Source organism: Micromonospora rifamycinica (genome assembly GCF_900090265.1).
GTDB lineage: Bacteria > Actinomycetota > Actinomycetes > Mycobacteriales > Micromonosporaceae > Micromonospora > Micromonospora rifamycinica.
Window position 1 is genome coordinate 2,285,191 of the sequence record NZ_LT607752.1, and the last position, 20,938, is coordinate 2,306,128.

Annotated in this window: 2 protein-coding genes; both read right to left on the bottom strand. The window is 75.1% G+C overall.

What is annotated here, in order from left to right; translation table 11 throughout:
* Position 1 precedes the first annotated feature (1 nt).
* Complete coding sequence (locus GA0070623_RS09200; RefSeq protein WP_089003978.1) at positions 2 to 16,117, bottom strand: type I polyketide synthase; 16,116 nt, start codon at positions 16,115 to 16,117, stop codon at positions 2 to 4.
* Between the two features lie 59 nt (positions 16,118 to 16,176).
* Positions 16,177 to 20,937, bottom strand: coding sequence for a type I polyketide synthase (locus tag GA0070623_RS09205; RefSeq protein ID WP_089003979.1), 4,761 nt, complete (start codon positions 20,935 to 20,937; stop codon positions 16,177 to 16,179).
* Between the last annotated feature and the right edge of the window lies 1 nt (position 20,938).

Here is a 20,938-nt window from a genome sequence, read left to right on the forward strand (position 1 = left end):
GTCACTGCGCGATCCAGTCCCGTACCACCTCGGCGGTCGTGCCGACCCGACCCTCCATCATGGTGAAGTGGTCGCCGGGCACCTCCCGGAGCGTGTGCGGGGTCTCCCAGGTGGCCCGCCACCCGTCGTCGTCGCCACCGGCCACGATCGACTCCTGCGGCCGGACGAAGAGCACCGGCGGGTCGATCGCCTCGACCGGGCAGCTCTCCAGCAACCGGATGTAGCGGCCCATCGCCGAGAGCCGGGCGCTGCTGAACTCGCCGAAGGTGGCCTCCTTGGCCAGCAGCGACTCCAGCATGTGGGTGAAGAACGTCGCCGTGGTGCTGCCGGTGGTCAGGTAGGTGTCCAGCAGCACCACCCCGGTCGGGCCGTGCCCCTGCCGCGCCAGCTCACCGGCGGTGGCGTGGGCGAACAACCCACCGGAGGAGTAACCGACGATCACGTACGGCCCCTGCTCGGCGATCGGGCGGACCATCTCGGCGAAGACCCGTACCGCCGCGTCGGCGGAGGCGGGCAGGCTGTCGTCGCGGCCGAAACCGGGCACCGGCAGCGTCCACACGTCCCGGGTGCCGCCGAACTCGGCGGTGAACCGGGCGTACTGCTGGTCACCGCCGAGCGCCATCGGCGAGGGGAAGCAGACGATCGTCGAGCGCTGGTCGCCACGGGCGAGCCGGCGGGGCGCGGGGACCTGCGGCAGGTCGTCAGGTCCGTCGAAGGTGGGCCGGATGTCGGCGACGGCGTGCAGCAACGCGAGGCCCTGCTGCACCCGGCCGCCCCGGACGGCGGCACCGAACAGCGCGCTCATCGTGTCGGCGGCGGTGTCGGGTGCAGCGGTGCCGTCCCGGGCCGGCGGCGTGGCCAGCTCGGTCCCCAGCAGGGTGGCGAGTTCGTCGACGCTGCCGTGGTCGAAGACCACCCCGGTGGCCAGCCGCAGCCCGGTCGCCTCGTTGAGGGCGTTGCGCAGCTCCATCGCGGTGAGCGAGTCGAAGCCCAGCTCGACGAAGCGCAGCGCCGGATCGACGTCGCCCGGCCCGCCGTGGCCGAGCACCGTCGCGGCGCGGTCCCGGACCAGGTCGCGCAGCAGCGCCTGCCGGCCGCCGGCGTCCAACCCGGCGAGGGTACGCCGCAGCGCCGCCGGGTCGGGACGACCCGGACCGGATGCGGCCCGCCGCACCGGCGGGACCAGCGTACGCAGGATCGGCGGCACCTCGCCCTCCGCCGAGGAGCGCAGGTCGGCCTTCACCGGCACCAGCACCGCCTCGGTCCGGGCCAGCGCCGCGTCCAGCAGGGCGAGCCCTTCCGCGGTGGACATCGGCAGCACCCCGCCCCGGGACATCCGGGCCCGGTCGGTGCCGCCGAGGCCCTCGGCCATCCCCCCGCCGGCCCACGGCCCCCAGGCCAGGGACTGGGCGGGCAGCCCGGCCGCCCGCCGCGCGCCGGCCAGCGCGTCGAGGAAGGCGTTCGCCGCCGCGTAGTTGCCCTGCCCCGGCCCGCCGAGCACCCCGGCCGCCGAGGAGAACACCACGAACGCGGTGAGCGCCGCGTCGCGGGTCAGCTCGTGCAGGTGGGTGGCGGCGTCGACCTTGGGGCGCAGCACCGCGTCCAGGCGGTCCCGGGTCAGCGACGGGATGATCCCGTCGTCGAGCACCCCGGCGGCGTGCACCACCCCGGTCAGCGGGTGGTCGGCGGACACCCCGGCGAGCAGCGCGGCGACCGCGTCCCGGTCGGCCAGGTCGCAGGCGGCCACGGTGACCTCCGCCCCAGCGGCGGTGAGGTCCGCGCGCAGCGCGGCCATCCCGTCCGCGTCGGGGCCGCGCCGGCTGGCCAGCAGCAGGTGCCGTACCCCGTACGCGTCGACCAGGTGCCGGGCGACGAGCCGGCCGAGGGTGCCGCCGGCCCCGGTGAGCAGGACGGTGCCCTCGGCGGTGAAGACGCTGCCGGGGGTGCCGTCGGGTGCGGCGGCGGGCGTCAGCCGGGCGGCGTGGGCGACGCCCTCCCGGACGACCAGTTGCGGTTCACCGCCGGCCAGCACCGCCGGGAGGGCCTGCGCCGACTCGTCGTGGTCGTCGAGGTCGACCAGGACGATCCGGTCCGGGTTCTCCGACTGGGCGGACCGGACGAGACCCCAGGCCGCCGCGGCGGCCGGTTCGGTGACCGGGGTGCCCTGTGCCCCCCGGGTGAGCACCAGCAGCCGGGACGACGCCAGCCGCTCGTCGGCGAGCCAACCCTGGAGCAGGGTGAGCAGCTGCCCGGTGGTGTGCCGGGCCCCGGCGGCGAGGTCCCGGGAGTCGGGCTGCACGCTGGCCACCAGCACCACGTCCGGCACGGCCCCGCCCGCGTCCAGGGCGGCCGCGAGGGCGGCCAGGTCGGGGTGGGTCTCGGCGCGCAACCCGACGGTGTCGAGCGCGGCGGACACCTTGAACTCGTCCACCCCGACCAGCGCCCAGCGGCCGGTGGCCGGGGTGGCGGGCAGCGGCACCGGGGTCCAGTCGACCCGGTAGAGGTGCTCCTGCCGGCCGGTGCGGGCGGCGGCGAGCTGCCCCGCGTCGATCTCCCGCAGCACCAGCGAGTCGACCCGGGCGACGGGCGCCCCGGTCTGGTCGGCGAGGGTGAGGGCGACCTGGTCGGGGCCGGCGGGGGTGACGGTGACCCGCAGCGCGCCCGCGCCGGTGGCGTGGACGGTCACCCCGGTCCAGGCGAACGGGACGGCGGTGGCCCCCTCGCCCCGGGTGAGCCCGATCGCGTGCAGGGCCGCGTCGAACAGCGCCGGGTGCAGGTGGAACCGCTCGGTGTCGAGCACGTCGGCGGGGAGCGCGACCTCGGCGTACACCTCGTCGCCGTGCCGCCAGGCGGCCCGCAGGCCCTGGAAGACCGGCCCGTAGACCAGACCCGCGTCGGCCATCCGCTCGTACAGGCCGTCGATCTCGACGGGGGTGGCGGCGGGCGGCGGCCAGGCGGTCGACGGGCCGGCCGGCGGGCCGGCCGGGGTCGGGGTGAGCAGCCCGGTGGCGTGCCGGGTCCACGGCGCGTCCCGGTGCCGGGAGTAGACGGTGACCGGCCGTCCGCCGTCGTCGCCGGGTGCGCCCACCGCCACCTGGACCTGTACGCCGTCGTCGTCCGGGACGACCAGGGGGGCCTGGAGGGTGAGCTCGGCGAGCCGGGCGCAGCCGACGTGGTCCCCGGCCCGGACGGCGAGTTCGACCAGCCCGGTGCCGGGCAGCACGACCGTCTCGCCCAGCGCGTGCTCGGCCAGCCACGGGTGGGTACGCCGGGACAGCAGCCCGGTGGCGATCAGCCCGTCGGTGTCGGGCAGCGTGGTGACCGCCGACAGCAGCGGATGGGCGGCGTCGAGCAGGCCGGCGGCCACCACGTCCCGCTCGGCGTCGGCGTCGCGCATCCAGTAGTACTGGTGTTGGAAGGCGTGGGTGGGCAGGTCGACCCGCCGGCCACCCGGGTTGACCGCCGGCCAGTCGAGGTCGACGCCGCTGACCCACGCCTGGGCCATCCCGGTGGCGTACGCCTCGATCTGACCCCGGTCGCGGCGCTGCACCGCGATGGTCACCGCGTCGTCCACGCAGTCGGCGACCATCGCGGTCAGCACGCTGTCCGGGCCGATCTCGATGAACCGGGTGACGCCCCGGGCCGCCAGGGCGGCCACCGCGTCGGCGAACCGCACGGTGCCCCGGACCTGGCCCTGCCAGTATTCGGCCGAGCCGAGTTCGTCGTCGCCGGCCAGGTCACCGGTGGCGGTCGACACCAGGGGGATGTCCGCCGGGTGGGCGGTCACCCCGTCGAGGACCAGCCGGTAGCCGGCCAGCATCGGATCCATCAGGTGCGAATGGAACGCGTGCGACACCCGCAACCGCCGCGTCTTCACCTCCAGCGACGCCTCCAACGCCGCGACCCGCTCCTGCGTGCCGGACACCACGACCGCGCGGGGACCGTTCACCGCCGCCACGTCGACGTCACCCAGATCCAGCTCCGCCAGCGGCGCGGCAATCGCCAACATCGCCCCACCCGCCGGCAGCGCCTGCATCAACCCACCACGGGCCGCGACGACCCGACACGCGTCCGCCAGGGACCACACCCCGGCGACATGCGCGGCAGCCAGCTCACCGATCGAGTGACCCGCCACGAAATCCGGCTTCAACCCCCACGACTCCGCCAGGCGGAACAACGCCACCTCGACCGCGAACAACGCCGGCTGAGTCCACCCCGTCTCGTCGAGGACCCCGTCCGGATCGGTGAACATCACCTCCCGCAGATCACCGTCGAGCAGCGGCCCGAACGCGGCGCACACCTCCTCCAGGGCCTGCGCGAACACCGGGAACGCCGCCGCCAGCTCACGACCCATCCCGACCCGCTGCGCACCCTGACCGGTGAACAGCACCGCCGTCCGACCGGTGGTGACCCGGCCCGACAGGCCGGTGCCGGCGGTCAACGCCTCCAGACCGGCGGCCAGGTCGGCGGTCGTACCGCCGACGGCGACGGCCCGGTGGTCCAGGGCCGCCCGGCCGGTGGCCAGGGAGTACCCGACGTCGACCGGTCGTTCGTCGGTGAGGAAGTCCCGTAGGCGGGCGGCCTGGGCGGCGAGGCCGCTGGTGGAGCGGCTGGCCAGCGGCCAGAGCACCACGGCCGGTGCCGGCGTCGGCTCGGACACGACGACGGGCTGCGGATACTCCTCGACGATGACGTGCGCGTTGGTGCCGCTGATGCCGAACGACGACACCGCCGCCCGACGCGGCCGGTCCAGCGCCGGCCACCGCACCTCGTCGGTAGCGAGCCGCACCTCACCGGCGGACCAGTCCACATGCGGGCTCGGCGCGTCCACGTGCAACGTCCGCGGCACCACCCCGTGCCGCATCGCCAACACCATCTTCATCACACCCGCCACACCCGCCGCCGCCTGCGTGTGACCCAGATTCGACTTCACCGAACCCAACCACAACGGCCGCTCCCGATCCCGCCCATACGTCGCCAGAATCGCCTGCGCCTCGATCGGATCACCCAACGTCGTACCCGTACCGTGCGCCTCTACCACATCCACCTCGCCCGCCGACAACCCCGCATTCGCCAGGGCCTGCCGGATCACCCGCTGCTGCGCCGGCCCATTCGGCGCCGTCAACCCATTCGACGCACCGTCCTGATTCACCGCCGAACCGCGAACCACGCCCAGCACCCGGTGCCCGTTGCGCACCGCGTCGGACAACCGCTCCAACACCAGCACCCCGACACCCTCAGACCAACCCGTCCCGTCCGCCGCCGCCGCGAACGGCTTGCACCGACCATCCGGCGCCAACCCCCGCTGCCGCGAAAACTCCACGAACGTCTCCGGCGACGCCATCACCGTCACCCCACCCGCCAACGCCAGATCACACTCACCCGACCGCAACGCCTGACCCGCCAGATGCATCGCCACCAACGACGACGAACACGCCGTGTCCACCGTGACGGCGGGGCCTTCGAGACCGAGGGTGTAGGCGATCCGGCCGGAGACGACGCTGCCGGCGCTGTGCCCGGTCACGTAGTCGTGGTACATCAGGCCGGCGAACACCCCGGTGGCGGAGCCGCGTACCGAGGAAGGGTCGATGCCGGCCCGCTCGAAAGCCTCCCAGGAGACCTCCAGCAGCTGCCGCTGCTGCGGGTCCATCAGCACGGCCTCGCGGGGCGAGATGCCGAAGAAGGCCGGGTCGAAGCCGGCCGCGCCGGGCAGGAACCCGCCCTGGTCGGCGTAGCTGGTGTCGGGACGGGTGCCGGTCGGGTCGTAGAGCCGGGCCAGGTCCCAGCCCCGGTCGGTCGGGAAGGCACCGATCGCGTCACCGCCCTCGGCGACCAGCCGCCACAGGTCCTCCGGCGAGGACACCCCACCCGGGTACCGGCACGCCATCCCCACGATCGCCAACGGCTCGTCGGCAGCCACGGTGCCGGTGGTCGACCGCTCCCGCGGTACGTCGAGCGCGCCGGTCAGCTCCCGGTGCAGCAGCTCGGCGAGGGCCTCCGGGGTCGGGTAGTCGAAGATCAGGGTGGCGGGCAACCGCAGGTCGACGGCGGTGGAGAGCGCGTTGCGCAGCTCGACGGCGGTGAGCGAGTCGAAGCCGAGGCTCTGGAACGTGCGGTCCGCCTCCACCGCCTCCGGGCCGTCGAGGCCGAGCACGGCCGCGACATGGGTGTGCACCAGGTGCCGGACGGCCCCGGCCCGCTCGCTCTCCGGCAGCCCGGCCAGCCAGCCGCTGCCCGGCCGGTCGACCGCTCCGGCGGCGGCGGTACGCCGGGTCGGCCCGGCCAGGCCACGCAGCACCGGGGCCAGCCGGTCCCCGAGGGTCCGCAGGGTGGGCAGGTCGAGCCGGGCCGGGACGAGGGTGGCCGGGCCACCGGCGACGGCGGCGTCGAGCAGCGCCAGCCCGTCCTGCGTGCTGAACGGCAGCACCCCGCCCCGGGACATCCGCTCCCGGTCGGTGTCGGCGAGCCGGTCGGTCATCGCCGAACCGGTGCCCCACAGCCCCCAGGCCAACGACACCGCGGGCCGGCCCGCCGCGCGGCGGGTCACCGCGAGCGCGTCGAGGTAGGCGTTCGCCGCCGCGTAGTTGCCCTGACCGGGTGCGCCCAGCACCCCGGACAGCGACGAGAACAGCACGAACGCCGACAGGTCCCGGTCCCGGGTCAGCTCGTCCAGCAGCGCCGCCGCGTCCGCCTTGGGACGCAGCACGCCGGACACCCGGGCCGGCGTCAACGACGAGACCACCCCGTCGTCGAGCACCCCGGCGGTGTGCACCACCGCCGACAGGTCCGGCACGCCGGCCAGGACGGCGGTCATCCGGTCGCGGTCGGCCACGTCGCAGGCGAGCAGGTCGACCCGCGCGCCGGCCCCGGTCAGCTCGGCGACGAGATCGTCGGCACCGGCTGCCGCCGTACCGCTGCGGGACAGCAGCAGCAGCCGGGACACCCCGTGCGCCGTCACCAGGTGCCGGGCGACCGCCGCGCCGAGCGCGCCGGTCGCGCCGGTGACCAGCACCGTGCCGGTGCCGTAGCGCGGTGCCTCCGGTGGCGTCGTCGGCAGCGTGCGCCGGACGATCCGGGGGATCCGGACGACACCCTCGCGGACCAGCACCTGCGGGTCGCCGGTGGCCAGGGCCAGCGGGAGGACGTCGTCGAGCCGGTCGGTGTGGGCGTCGACGAGGAGGAACCGGTCGGGGTTCTCCGCCTGCGCCGACCGGACCAGGCCCCAGACCGCCGCGCCGGCCAGGTCGGTCACGTCGTCACCGACGGCGTAGCGGGTGAGGACGACGAGCGGGGCGGTGTCGTCCCCGGCCAACCGGTGCTGGACGATCCCCAGCACCCGGTTCACCTCGGCGTGCACGTCGTCGGTGCCGCCCGCGCGTACCACCACCAGCCCGGCCGGCCCGCTGGTGGGGCTGTCGCCGGCACCCGGGCCGGTGGCCGTGGTGGACGGCCCGCCCGTCCGGGTGGTGTCGGGGTGCCAGGCCCAGGTGGGAGTCGTCGCCGAGGGGGTGACGGCGACGGGCTGCCAGTCCAGGCCGAAGATCGCGTCGGCGACGGCGGAGGTGGCGGCGACCTGCACCGGGCGGAGCACCAACGACCGTACGGTGGCCACGGGTGCGCCGAGCGCGTCGGCGACTGCGATCCGGACCCCGCTGCCGGCGGGGGTGAGCCGGACCCGGAGGCTGGTCGCGCCGGTGGCGTGCAGCGTCACCCCCGACCAGGCGAACGGCAGGCCCCGGTGGGTGTCGCCGTCGGCGCGGGTGAGGGCGTGCAGGCCGGCGTCGAACAGCGCCGGGTGCAGGCCGTAGCCGTCGTGCTCCGTACCGTCGGGGAGGTCGACCTCGGCGAACAGTTCGTCACCGGCCCGCCAGGCGCGGCGCAGGCCCTGGAAGGCCGGGCCGTAGTCGAGCCCGCCGGTGGCCAGGTCGTCGTAGAGGCCGGTCAACGGGACGGGTTCGGCGTCGGCGGGGGGCCACGCGGTGAGGGCGACACCGGGGGTGTCCCCGGCGACGAGGACACCGGTGGCGTGCCGGGTCCACGGGGAGTCGTCCCGTTCCCGCGAGTGCACCTGGACGGCACGCCGCCCGGTCGGGTCGGGTGGCTCCACGGCCACCTGCACCTCGACGCTGCCGGCGTCGGGGACGACGAGCGGCGCGTGCAGGGTCAACTCGTCGAGCACACCGGTGCCGACCTGGTCACCGGCGTGGATGGCGAGTTCGACCAGGCCGGTGCCGGGGAACACGACGGTGCCACCGACGGCGTGGTCGGCGAGCCAGGGGTGGGTGTGCGGCGACCACCGGCCGGTGAACACCACACCGTCGGTGTTGGCCAGTGGTACGGCGGCGTCGAGCAGCGGGTGGGTGGCGGCGAGCAGGCCGGCACCGACCAGGGCCGGGTCGTAGAGCCAGTAGTGCTGGCGTTGGAAGGCGTAGGTGGGCAGGTCGACCTGGCGGGCGCCGGGGTGAACGGCGGCCCAGTCGAGGTCGACGCCGCTGACCCACGCCTGGGCCATCCCGGTGGCGTACGCCTCGATCTGACCCCGGTCGCGGCGCTGCACCGCGATGGTCACCGCGTCGTCCACGCAGTCGGCGACCATCGCGGTCAGCACGCTGTCCGGACCGATCTCCACGAACCGGGTCACGCCCCGCGCCGCCAGAGCAGCCACCGCATCGGCGAACCGCACCGTCCCCCGCACCTGACCCTGCCAGTACCCGACCGAACCCAACTCGTCGTCGGTAGCCAGGTCACCGGTCGCGGTCGACACCAACGGGACACCCGCCGGATTGGCGGTCACGCTGTCGACGACCCGCCCATACTCGGCCAGCATCGGATCCATCAGCTGCGAATGGAACGCGTGCGACACCCGCAACCGCCGCGTCTTCACCTCCAGCGACGCCTCCAACGCCGCGACCCGCTCCTCCGTGCCGGACACCACGACCGCGCGGGGACCGTTCACCGCCGCCACGTCGACGTCACCCAGATCCAGCTCCGCCAGTGGGGCGGCAATCGCCAACATCGCCCCACCCGCCGGAAGCGCCTGCATCAGGCCGCCACGGGCCGCCACCACCCGACACGCGTCCGCCAGCGACCACACCCCGGCGACATGCGCGGCGGCCAGCTCACCGATCGAGTGACCCGCCACGAAATCCGGCTTCAACCCCCACGACTCCGCCAGGCGGAACAACGCCACCTCGACCGCGAACAGGGCCGGCTGCGTCCACCCCGTCCGGTCCAACACCCCGTCCGGATCGGTGAACATCACCTCCCGCAGATCACCGCCGAGCAACGGCCCGAACGCCGCACACACCTCCTCCAGGGCCCGCGCGAACACCGGGAACGCCGCCGCCAGCTCACGACCCATCCCCACCCGCTGCGCACCCTGACCGGTGAACAACACCGCCGTGCGGCCGGTGGTCAGGTGGCCGTGCACACCCTGGCCGGCGGCGAGGGCGCGGAGGCCGGCGACGCCGTCCCCGACGGCCACCCCCCGGTGCTCCAGGGCCGCCCGGCCGGTGCCGAGGGTCAGCGCCACGTCGGCGGGGTGCAGGTCGGCGTCGGTGAGGAAGTCGGCGAGGCGGGCAGCCTGGGCGGCGAGGCCGTTGGCCGACCGGCCGGAGACCGGCCACAGCGGCACCGGCGTCGGGGCCGGCGGGGCCGGCGGCGCGGCCTCGGGGGCCTGTTCCAGGATCAGGTGGGCGTTGGTGCCGCTGATGCCGAACGACGACACCGCCGCCCGACGCGGCCGGTCCAGCGCCGGCCACCGCACCTCGTCGGTAGCGAGCCGCACCTCACCGGCGGACCAGTCCACATGCGGGCTCGGCGCGTCCACGTGCAACGTCCGCGGCACCACCCCGTGCCGCATCGCCAACACCATCTTCATCACACCCGCCACACCCGCCGCCGCCTGCGTGTGACCCAGATTCGACTTCACCGAACCCAACCACAACGGCCGCTCCCGATCCCGCCCATACGTCGCCAGAATCGCCTGCGCCTCGATCGGATCACCCAACGTCGTACCCGTGCCATGCGCCTCCACCACGTCCACCTCGGCCGCCGACACCCCGGCGTTGGCCAGGGCCTGCCGGATCACCCGCTGCTGAGAGGGACCGTTCGGAGCGGTCAGCCCGTTCGACGCGCCGTCCTGGTTCACCGCCGAACCCCGCACCACGCCCAGCACCCGGTGCCCGTTGCGCACCGCGTCGGACAACCGCTCCAACACCAGCACCCCGACACCCTCGGACCAGCCCGTCCCATCCGCCGCCGCCGCGAACGGCTTGCACCGACCATCCGGCGCCAACCCCCGCTGCCGCGAAAACTCCACGAACGTCTCCGGCGACGCCATCACCGTCACCCCACCCGCCAACGCCAGATCACACTCACCCGACCGCAACGCCTGACCCGCCAGATGCATCGCCACCAACGACGACGAACACGCCGTGTCCACCGACACCGCCGGCCCCTCCAGGCCGAGCGTGTACGCCACCCGGCCGGTGACGACACTGCCGGAGCTGCGCCCGGAGACGTAGTCGTGGTACATCACCCCGGCGAACACGCCGGTGGACGAGCCGCGCAGGGTGCCCGGGTCGATGCCGGCCCGCTCGAACGCCTCCCACGACACCTCCAGCAGCAACCGCTGCTGCGGGTCCATGATCACCGCTTCGCGGGGGGAGATGCCGAAGAAGACCGGGTCGAACTCGGCGGCGTCGGTGAGGAAACCACCCCTGTCCACGTACGTCGTGTCGGGGCGGGTGCCGGTCGGGTCGTAGAGCCGGGCCAGGTCCCAGCCCCGGTCCGTCGGGAACCCGTCGACGGCGTCCGCGCCGTCGGCGATCAGCCGCCACAGGTCCTCCGGCGAGGACACCCCGCCGGGGTAGCGGCAGGCCATCCCGACGATCGCCAGCGGCTCGTCGTCGGCGACGGTCGTGGCTACCTTCCGTACGGTGTCGACGCCGTCCGGGCCGGCGATCTCGCTGAGCAGGTGCCGGGCCAGGTCACGCGGCGACGGGTAGTCGAAGATCAGGGTGGCGGGCAACCGCAGGCCGGTGGCGGCGGAGAGCCCGTTGCGCAGCTCGACGGCGGTGAGCGAGTCGAAGCCCAGCTCCTGGAACGCCCGGCCGGCGTCGATCCGTTCGGCGGAGGCGTGCCCGAGCACCGCCGCCACCTGGCTGAGGACCAGGGCGGTCGCGGCGCGTTCGCGGTCGTCGGTGGACAGTGCGGCGAGGTCCGCCGCCCACCCGGTGGCCCCGGCGGCGGCGCGGGCGGCGGTCCGCCGGGCCGGGCGGACCAGGCCGTGGAACGGCAACGGCAGGTCCCCGCCGAGGGTACGCAGGGCGGCCAGGTCGAGCCGGGCCGGCACCGCGGTCGGGTACGAGCCGGCCACGGCGGCGTCGAGCAGGGCCAGCCCGTCGGCGGTGGCCAGCGGCAGCACCCCGCCCCGGGACATCCGCTCCCGGTCGGCGGCGCCGAGCCGGTCGGTCATCGCCGAACCCTCGCCCCACAGCCCCCAGGCCAACGACACCGCCGGCAACCCGGTGGCGCGACGGGACACCGCCAACGCGTCGAGGAACGCGTTCGCCGCCGCGTAGTTGCCCTGACCGGGTGCGCCCAGCACCCCGGACAGCGACGAGAACAGCACGAACGCCGACAGGTCCCGGCCCCGGGTGGCCTCGTCGAGCAGCCATGCCGCGTCCACCTTGGGCCGCAGCACCGCCGACAGCCGGTCGGTGGACAGCGCCGACACCACGCCGTCGTCGAGCACGCCGGCGGTGTGCACCACCGCCGACAGGTCGGCGCGGGCGTCGAGGAGGGCCGCCACCTGTGCCCGGTCGGCCACGTCGGCGGCGACCAGCTCGACCTGCGCGCCGGCCGCGGTCAGCTCGGCGACGAGGTCGTCGGCCCCTGGCGCGGCGGGGCCGCGACGGGACACCAGCAGCAGCCGGGTGGCTCCGTGCGTGGTCACCAGGTGCCGGGCCACCGCCGTGCCGAGGGCACCGGTCGCGCCGGTGACCAGCACCGTGCCGGTGCCGAACAGCGGGGCGTCCGGGGTGGACGGTTCGACGAGCTGACGGGTGAGCCGGGGCACCGAGACCACCCCGTGGCGGACCCGCACCTGCGGCTCCCCGGCGGCCAGGGCCAGGGCGAGCGCCGACGTCACGTCACCGGCGGGGTCGGTGTCGGTGTCGAGCAGCAGCAGCCGGTCCGGGTTCTCGGCCTGCGCCGAGCGGAGCAGCCCCCAGACCGCCGCCCCGGCCAGGTCGGTCACGTCGGCACCGACGGCACGGCGGGTGAGCACCACCAGCCGGTCGGTGTCCGGGCCGGTCAGCCACTGCCGTACCAGGCCGAGCACCCGGTTCACCTCGTCGTGCACCGCCTCCGGGCCGGCGAGGTCCCCGGTCAGCCCGGCGGCCAGCACCAGCAGGTCGGCGGTGCCCGGGACCGCCGGATCCACCTCGACGGCGACCGGGGTCAGGTCCGACCCGGCGGCGGCCGGCGCGAGGTCCGATCCGCTGCCGGTCGCCGGGTGGCGGGTCCAGTTCGGGGTGGTCGTGGTGGTGGGGGTGCCGATCTCCTGCCAGGTCAGGTCGAACAGCGCGTCGGCGACCCCGCCGGGGCGGGTCACCTGGACGGGGCGCAGCACCAGCGAGTCGATGGTGGCGACGGGTGCGCCGACCGCGTCGGCGACCGCCACCCGTACCCCGGAGCCGACCGGGGTGAGCCGGACCCGGACGCCGGCCGCGCCGGTGGCGTGCAGGGTGAGGCCGGACCAGGCGAACGGCAGTCCCCGGAAGGTGTCCCCGTCGGCGAGGCCGAGGGCGTGCAGGCCGGCGTCGAGCACGGCGGGGTGCAGGCCGAACCCGTCGGCGTCCACCCCCTCCGGCAGGGTGACCTCGGCGTAGAACTCGTCGCCGCGCCGCCAGACCCGGCGCAGGCCCCGGAACACCGGGCCGTAGCCGAGGCCGCCGGCCGCCAGGTGCGGGTAGAGGTCGTCGGTGGGCACCGGTTCGGCGTCGGTCGGCGGCCACTGGGTGAGCGCGGTCCCGCTGGTACGGGGACCGGGGGCGAGCACCCCGCTGGCGTGCCGGGTCCACGGGGCGTCGGCGTCGGCGCTGCGGGCGTACACCTGGAGGGTGCGGGTGTGGTCGGTGCCGGCGGGGCCGACGACAACCTGGAGCTGGACGCCCCCGTGTTCGGGCAGCACCAGCGGGGCTTCGATGGTGAGTTCGTCGACGGTCTCGACGCCGACCTGCGCCCCGGCGTGCAGGGCCAGGTCGACGTAGCCGGTGCCGGGGAAGACCACCGCGCCGTCGACGGCGTGGTCGGCGAGCCACGGGTGCCGGTCGAGGGAGAGCCGGCCGGTGAGGACGGCCCCGTCGGCGTTGGCGAGGGTGACGGCCGCGCCGAGCAGCGGGTGATCGGCGGAGTCCAGGCCCATGGCGGTGGCGTCACCGGGGTCGGCCGGGGCGTCCAGCCAGAACCGCTGGTGCTGGAAGGCGTAGGTGGGCAGGTCGACGGTCCGACCGCCCGGGTTGACCGCCGCCCAGTCCAGGTCGACGCCGCTGGTCCACGCCTGGGCCATCCCGGTGGCGTACGCCTCGACCTGCTCGCGTTTGCGCCGCTGAAGCGCGATGGCGGTGGCGTCCTCGACGCAGTCGGCGACCATCGCGGTGAGCACGCTGTCCGGCCCGATCTCCACGAACCGGGTGACACCCCGCGCGGCGAGGGCGGCCACCGCGTCGGCGAACCGCACCGTGCCCCGCACCTGACCCTGCCAGTACCCGACCGAGCCGAGTTCGTCGTCGGTAGCCAGGTCACCGGTCGCGGTCGACACCAACGGGACACCCGCCGGATTGGCGGTCACCGACTCCAACACCCGCCCGTAGTCGGCCAGCATCGGATCCATCAGCTGCGAGTGGAACGCGTGCGACACCCGCAACCGCCGCGTCTTCACCTCCAGCGACGCCTCCAACGCCGCGACCCGCTCCTCCGTGCCGGACACCACGACCGCGCGGGGACCGTTCACCGCCGCCACGTCGACGTCACCGAGGTCCAGCTCCGCCAGCGGCGCGGCGATCGCCAGCATCGCCCCACCGGCGGGGAGGGCCTGCATCAGGCCGCCACGGGCCGCGACGACCCGACACGCGTCGTCCAGCGACCACACCCCGGCGACATGCGCGGCGGCCAGCTCACCGATCGAATGACCGGCCACGAAATCCGGCTTCAACCCCCACGACTCCGCCAGCCGGAACAGGGCCACCTCGACCGCGAACAGGGCCGGCTGAGTCCACCCCGTCTGGTCCAACACCCCGTCCGGATCGGTGAACATCACCTCCCGCAGATCACCGCCGAGCAGCGGCCCGAACGCCGCACACACCTCCTCCAGGGCCTGCGCGAACACCGGGAACGCCGCCGCAAGCTCACGACCCATCCCGACCCGCTGCGCACCCTGACCGGTGAACAACACCGCCGTCCGACCGGCGACGACCCGACCCGACAGGCCACCACCGGCAGCCAGAGCCTCCAGACCGGCCACGCCGTCGCCGAGCGCCACGCCCCGGTACGCCGAGGCGGCCCGGGTGGTGCCCAGCGAGTACCCGACGTCCACCGGACGTTCGTCGGTGAGGAAGTCCCGCAGCCGCGTCGCCTGCCCGGCCAGCGCCGCCGCCGACCGGCCGGACAGCGGCCAGAGCACCACCGGCGGCTCGGCGGCGGCGGCCGACTCGACGGCCTCGACCGGCGGGGCCTGCTCCAGGATCACGTGCCCGTTGGTGCCGCTCACCCCGAACGACGACACCCCGCCCCGGCGCGGCTGGCCGTGGTCGGGCCACTGCCGTGCCTCGGTGAGCAGCTGCACGGTGCCGGCCGACCAGTCCACGTGGGTGGAGGGGACGCCCACGTGCAGGCTCTTGGGCAGCACGCCATGGTGCAGCGCCATCACCAGCTTGATCACACCGCTGACGGCGGCGGCGGCCTGGGCGTGGCCGATGTTCGACTTGACCGAGCCGAGCCAGAGCGGCCGGTCCGCCGGTCGGTCCCGCCCGTACGTGGCGATCAACGCCTCGGCCTCGATCGGGTCACCGAGGGTGGTGCCGGTGCCGTGCGCCTCGATCAGGTCGACGTCGCCGGAGGTGAGCCCGGCGTTGGCGAGCGCCTGGAGGATGACCCGCTGCTGGGCCACCCCGTTGGGGGCGGTCAACCCGTTGGACGCGCCGTCCTGGTTGATCGCGGAGCCCCGGATGACGGCGAGGACGCGGTGACCGTTGCGCTGGGCGTCGGAGAGGCGTTCCAGCAGCAGCATGCCGACGCCCTCGCCCCAGCCGGTGCCGTCGGCGTCGTCGGAGAACGGCTTGCAGCGACCGTCGGCGGCCAGCCCGCGCTGCCGGCTGAACGCGACGAACGAGCCGGGCGTCGACATCACGGTGACGCCGCCGGCCAGCGCCAGGCCGCACTCGCGTTGCCGCAGCGCGTGCGCGGCCAAGTGCAGCGCGACCAGCGACGACGAACAGGCCGTGTTGACCGTGACGGCCGGCCCCTCCAATCCCATGCTGTACGCGACCCGCCCGGAGATCACCGCGCCGGAGCTGCCGGTGCTCATGTACGCCTCGACCGGCTCGGGCAGTACGGTGAGCCGGTCCCAGTAGTCCTGGCCGCCGCAGCCGACGAAGACGCCGACCGGGCCGCCGCGCAGCGAGTCGGGGTCGACGCCGGCCCGCTCGCACGCCTCCCAGCTCGCTTCCAGCACCAGCCGTTGCTGCGGGTCCATGGCCAACGCCTCGCGGGGCGAGATGCCGAAGAACTCGGCGTCGAACTCGTCGGCGTCGTGGACGAAACCGCCCTGCCGGACGTAGCTGCTGCCGGCGGCGTCCGGGTCGGCGTCGTACAGGGCGGTGGTGTCCCAGCCCCGGTCGGTGGGGAAGTCGCCGATGGCGTCGACGCCGTCGGCGACCAGCCGCCACAGGTCCTCGGGCGAGTTGACCCCGCCCGGGTAGCGGCAGGCCATGCCGACGATCGCGATCGGGTCCTGTTCCTGCGACTCGACCTCGCGCAGCCGTTCCCGGGTACGGTGCAGGTCGGCGGTGACCCGCTTCAGGTACCCGAGGAGCTTCTCTTCGTTCGACATCGGAACCTCACCAAACTCGTTGCCAGCGGGACACGTCGCTCCGGGAGCCGGGGGGCGGCTCAGGTCATCCCGAGTTCCTTGTCGATCAGGTCGAACACGTCGTCCGCGGAGGCCGTTTCGAGCCGGTCGACCAGGGTGGTGCCCGTGGTGGTGCTGAGGGTTTCGTTGAGCTTCGCCAGCAGCGACTGGAGCCGGCCGGTGACCCGGTGGCGTTCGATCTCCTCCGGCGTCAGGCCGGCGACGGTGACCTCCAGCCGGTCCAGCTCGGCGAGCAGGCCACCGGCGGTGTCGCCGGTGTAGCCGAGTTCGGCCCGGAGCTGGTCGGCCAGCGCGGTCGGGTTGGGGTGGTCGAACACCAGGGTGGCGGAGAGCCGGACGCCGGTGGCGGCGCTGAGCCGGTTGCGCAGCTCCACGGCGGTCACCGAGTCCATGCCGAGCTCCTTGAACGCGCGCTGCGGCTCGACCAGTTCGGCGTCGCCGTAGCCGAGGACGGCGGCCACGTTGGTGCGGACCGTCTCCAGCAGCAGGGCACGCTGCTCGGCCTCGGGCAGCGTGCCGAGCCGGTCGACCAGGGCCGAGGAGGACGCCGGGTCGGCGGCCCCGGCGGGCTCGGGTGCGGCGTCGGGCAGCTCGGCGAGCAGTGGCCGGGGCCGGGACAGGGTGTAGATCGGCGTGAACCGGGTCCAGTCGACGTCGGCGACGACGAGGTGGCTCTCGTCGTGGTCGAGGGCCTGCCCGAGCGCGTGGACGGCGAGCCGGGGGTCCATCACGCCGACGCCGAGCCGGTCGAGGTGTGCACCGACCTCACCGCCGGCCATCCCACCGCCGCCGCCCCAGCTTCCCCAGGCGACCGAGGTCGCCACCGCACCCCGGCTGCGCCGCCGGTGCGCCAGCGCGTCGAGGAACGCGTTCGCCGTCGCGTACCCGGCCTGACCGGCACTGCCCCACACCGCCGCACCCGACGAGAACAGCACGAACGCGTCCAGCGACCGGTCGGCCAGCAACGCGTCGAGGTGCACCGCACCGAGCACCTTCGCCCGGCACACCTCGGCGAAGTCGTCGAGGCCGGTCTGCCCGAGCGGCACCTCCGGGTGCAGCACCCCGGCCGCGTGGAAGACCCCGGTCAGTTCGTCACCGAGGTCGGCCAGCAGCGCGGCGACCGCCTCCCGGTCGGCCACGTCACACGCCACCACCTCCACCCCCGGATGCCGGGCCGTCAACTCGGCCGCACCGGGGGCGGCCGGACCGCGCCGGCTCGCCAGCACCACCCGCTGCGCGCCCTGCGCGATCAGCCACTCGGTGACGTGTCCGCCGACCCCGCCGGTGCCGCCGGTGACCAGCACCGTGCCGCTGGCCCGCCAGTGCCGACCGGGTGCCCCGGTCACCGGGTGACGGACCATCCGGCGGGCCAGCGGGCCGGCCGGCCGCAGCGCCACCTGGTCCTCGCCGCCGCCGGTCAGCACGTCGGCCAGCCGGTCGACGGTCTGCGGCGTCCAGTCGGCGGGCAGGTCGACCAGGCCGCCCCACCAGCCGGGGTAGTCGAGGGAGAGCACCGTGCCCAGGCCCCACAGCGCGCCCTGGGCCGGGTCGGCGACCGGCTCGAACCGGTCGACGCCGACCGCACCGGCGGTGACGCACCAGAGCCGGCCGGTGAAGTCGGCGGCGGCCAGCGCGTGCACCAGCGACACGGTGGCGGCGACCCCGGCGGACAGGCCGACGCCCAGCGGGTCGGGGCCGTCGTCCAGGGCGAGCAGGGAGAGCACCCCGGCGGGGGCCTCCCGGCCGGCGTGGTCGGTGCCGGTGACGGTGACCACCTCGGCGCCCCGGGCGGCCAACCCGTCGGCGAGCGTACGCAGCCGCTCGTCGTCGGCCAGCGCCGCCGGGGCGACCACCCACCACGTGCCGGTGAGCTGCCCGCCGGCGGGCAGCTCGGTCGGCCGCCACGCCACCCGGTACCGCCAGCTGTCCACGGTGGCGACGTCGCGCTGCCGGGACCGCCACGACGTCAGGCCGGGCAGCACCTCGCCGACCAGGGCGGTGTCGACGCCGAGGCCGTCGGCGAGCAGGTCGACGTCGGCGCGTTCCACCGCGTCCCAGAACCCGGCGTCGGTGCCGGCGGTGGCCGGGGCGTCGGCGGTCGGCGCGATCCAGTAGCGCTGGTGCTGGAAGGCGTAGGTGGGCAGGTCCGCCCGGCGGGTGCCGGGCAGGGCGGCGGCCCAGTCCACGTCGACGCCCCGGACGTGCAGCTCGGCCAGGGAGGTGAGCAGCCGGTCCAGGCCGCCGTCGTCGCGGCGCAGGGTGCCGGTGACCACCGTCGGCTGGTCCGCCGACTCCAGCGTCTCCTGCATGCCCATGCCGAGCACCGGGTGCGGGCTGACCTCCACGAACCCGGTCCAGCCCTGCCCGGCGAGAGAGCGGATCGCCGGGTCGAACCGGACCGTGTTGCGGAGGTTGTCGTACCAGTAGCGGGCGTCCAGGGTGGCGGTGTCCACCCAGTCGCCGGTGACGGTGGAGAGCATCCGGATCGTCCCGGTACGCGGGTTGATCGGGGCCAGGTCCTCCAGCAGCCGGTGCTCCAGCCCCTCCACCTGCGCCGAGTGCGAGGCGTAGTCGACGGCGACCTGCTTGACCCGGACCCCCTCCTCGGTGAGCGCGGCGACGAGTTCGCGCAGCGCCTCCGGGGTGCCGGAGACCACCACCGAGCTGGCGCCGTTGACCACGGCGAGGGAGATGTCGCCCGCCCACCGGGCGATCCGCTCCTGCGCCCGGTCGGCGGGCAGCCCGATCGAGACCATCCCGCCCCGACCGGCCAGCTTCTCGCCGATGGCCCGGCTGCGCAGGGTGACCACCCGCGCCCCGTCGGCGAGGGAGAGTCCGCCGGCCACGCAGGCGGCGGCGATCTCCCCCTGCGAGTGGCCGACCACCGCGTCGGGTTCGACACCGTACGCCCGCCAGGTGGCGGCGAGGGAGACCATCATCGCCCAGAGCGCGGGCTGCACGACGTCCACCCACTCCAGCGACGGCGCACCGGGCACCCCGCGTACCACGTCGAGCAGGTCCCAGTCGACGTACGCGCGCAGTTCGGTGGCGCAGCGGCGCATCTGGTCGGCGAAGACCGGCGAGGAGTCCAGCAGCGCGGCGGCCATGCCGACCCACTGGGCGCCCTGGCCGGGGAAGACGAAGGCGACCCGCCCGGTGGCGTCGGCGGTGCCGGTGACCGAGGTCGCGGACGGCTGGCCCTCGACGACCGGGACGAGCCCGGCCCGCAACTGCGGCAGGTCGCCGCCGAGCACCACCGCCCGGTGGCCGAGCCGGGCCCGGCCGGCGAGCGTACGGCCCACGGCGGCGGCGTCGGCGGGCACGACGTCCAGGTGCGACAGCAGCCGCTCGGCCTGGGCGCGCAGGGCGCGTTCGGTGTGCCCGGACAGCACCCACGGCAGCACCGCCGGGGCGGCCGGCTGCTCGTCCTCGTCGGCCGGGGCCACCTCTTCGAGCACGACGTGGGCGTTGGTGCCGCTGATGCCGAACGAGGAGACCGCGCAGCGCCGGGCCCGGCCGGTCTGCGGCCACTGGACCGGCTCGGTGAGCAGCCGTACCGTGCCGGGTGACCAGTCGATCTCACCGCTGGGCTCGTCGACGTGCAGGGTGCGGGGCAGCACCCCGTGCCGCATCGCCTGCACCATCTTGATCACCCCGCCGACCCCGGCGGCGGCCTGTGAGTGGCCGATGTTGGACTTCAGCGAGCCGAGCCAGAGCGGCCGGTCGGCGGGGCGGTCCCGGCCGTACGTGGCGAACAGCGCCTGCGCCTCGATCGGGTCACCGAGCCGGGTGCCGGTGCCGTGTGCCTCTACCGCGTCGATCTCCTGGCCGGCGAGCCGCGCGTTGGCCAGCGCCGCCCGGATGACCCGCCGCTGGGAGGGGCCGTTGGGGGCGGTCAGGCCGTTGGACGCGCCGTCCTGGTTGATCGCGGAGCCGCGGATGACGGCGAGCACCGGGTGGCCGTTGCGCCGGGCGTCGGAGAGCCGCTCCAGCACCAGCGCACCGGCGCCCTCGGCCCAGCCGGTGCCGTCGGCGGCGGCGGCGAACGACTTGCACCGGCCGTCGGAGGAGAGCGCCCGCTGCTGGGAGAACTCGACGAACGCGCCCGGGGTGCCGATGACGGTCACCCCACCGGCGACGGCGAGCGACGACTCCCCGGAGCGCAGCGACTGGCAGGCCCAGTGCAGGGCGACCAGCGACGACGAGCAGCCGGTGTCGACGGTGACCGCCGGCCCCTCCAACCCGAGGGTGTACGCCAGCCGGCCCGAGACGATGCTGCCGGCACCCCAGCTGTTCGGGTAGTCGTGGTAGACGACGCCGGTGAACACGGCGGTGGGGCTGCCCTTGAGCGACGACGGGTCGATGCCGGCCCGCTCCAGCGCCTCCCAGGACGTCTCCAGGAACAGCCGCTGCTGCGGGTCCATCTCGGCGGCCTCGCGAGGCGAGATGCTGAAGAAGGTGGGGTCGAAGTCGCCGGCGTCGTAGAGGAAGCCGCCGGTCCGGGTGTAGCTGGTGCCGGGGTGGTCCGGATCCGGGTCGTAGAGCCGGTCGAGGTCCCAGCCCCGGTCGGTGGGCATGCCGGAGATCGCGTCGGTGCCGGCGGCCACGAGGTCCCAGAGGGCGTCGGGCGAGTCGACCCCGCCGGGGTAGCGGCAGCCCATCCCGACGATGGCGATCGGCTCGACGGCGCGCTCCTCGACGTCGCGGAGCCGTTCGCTCGTCTCGTGCAGGTCGGCGGTGACCCGGCGCAGGTAGTCACGAAGCTTCTGTTCGTTGGACATC

Bases quoted from the DNA above. Each gene is read 5' to 3' on its own strand.
- GA0070623_RS09200 (WP_089003978.1), bottom strand. From the start codon at position 16,117: ATGTCGAACGAAGAGAAGCTCCTCGGGTACCTGAAGCGGGTCACCGCC.
- GA0070623_RS09205 (WP_089003979.1), bottom strand. From the start codon at position 20,937: ATGTCCAACGAACAGAAGCTTCGTGACTACCTGCGCCGGGTCACCGCC.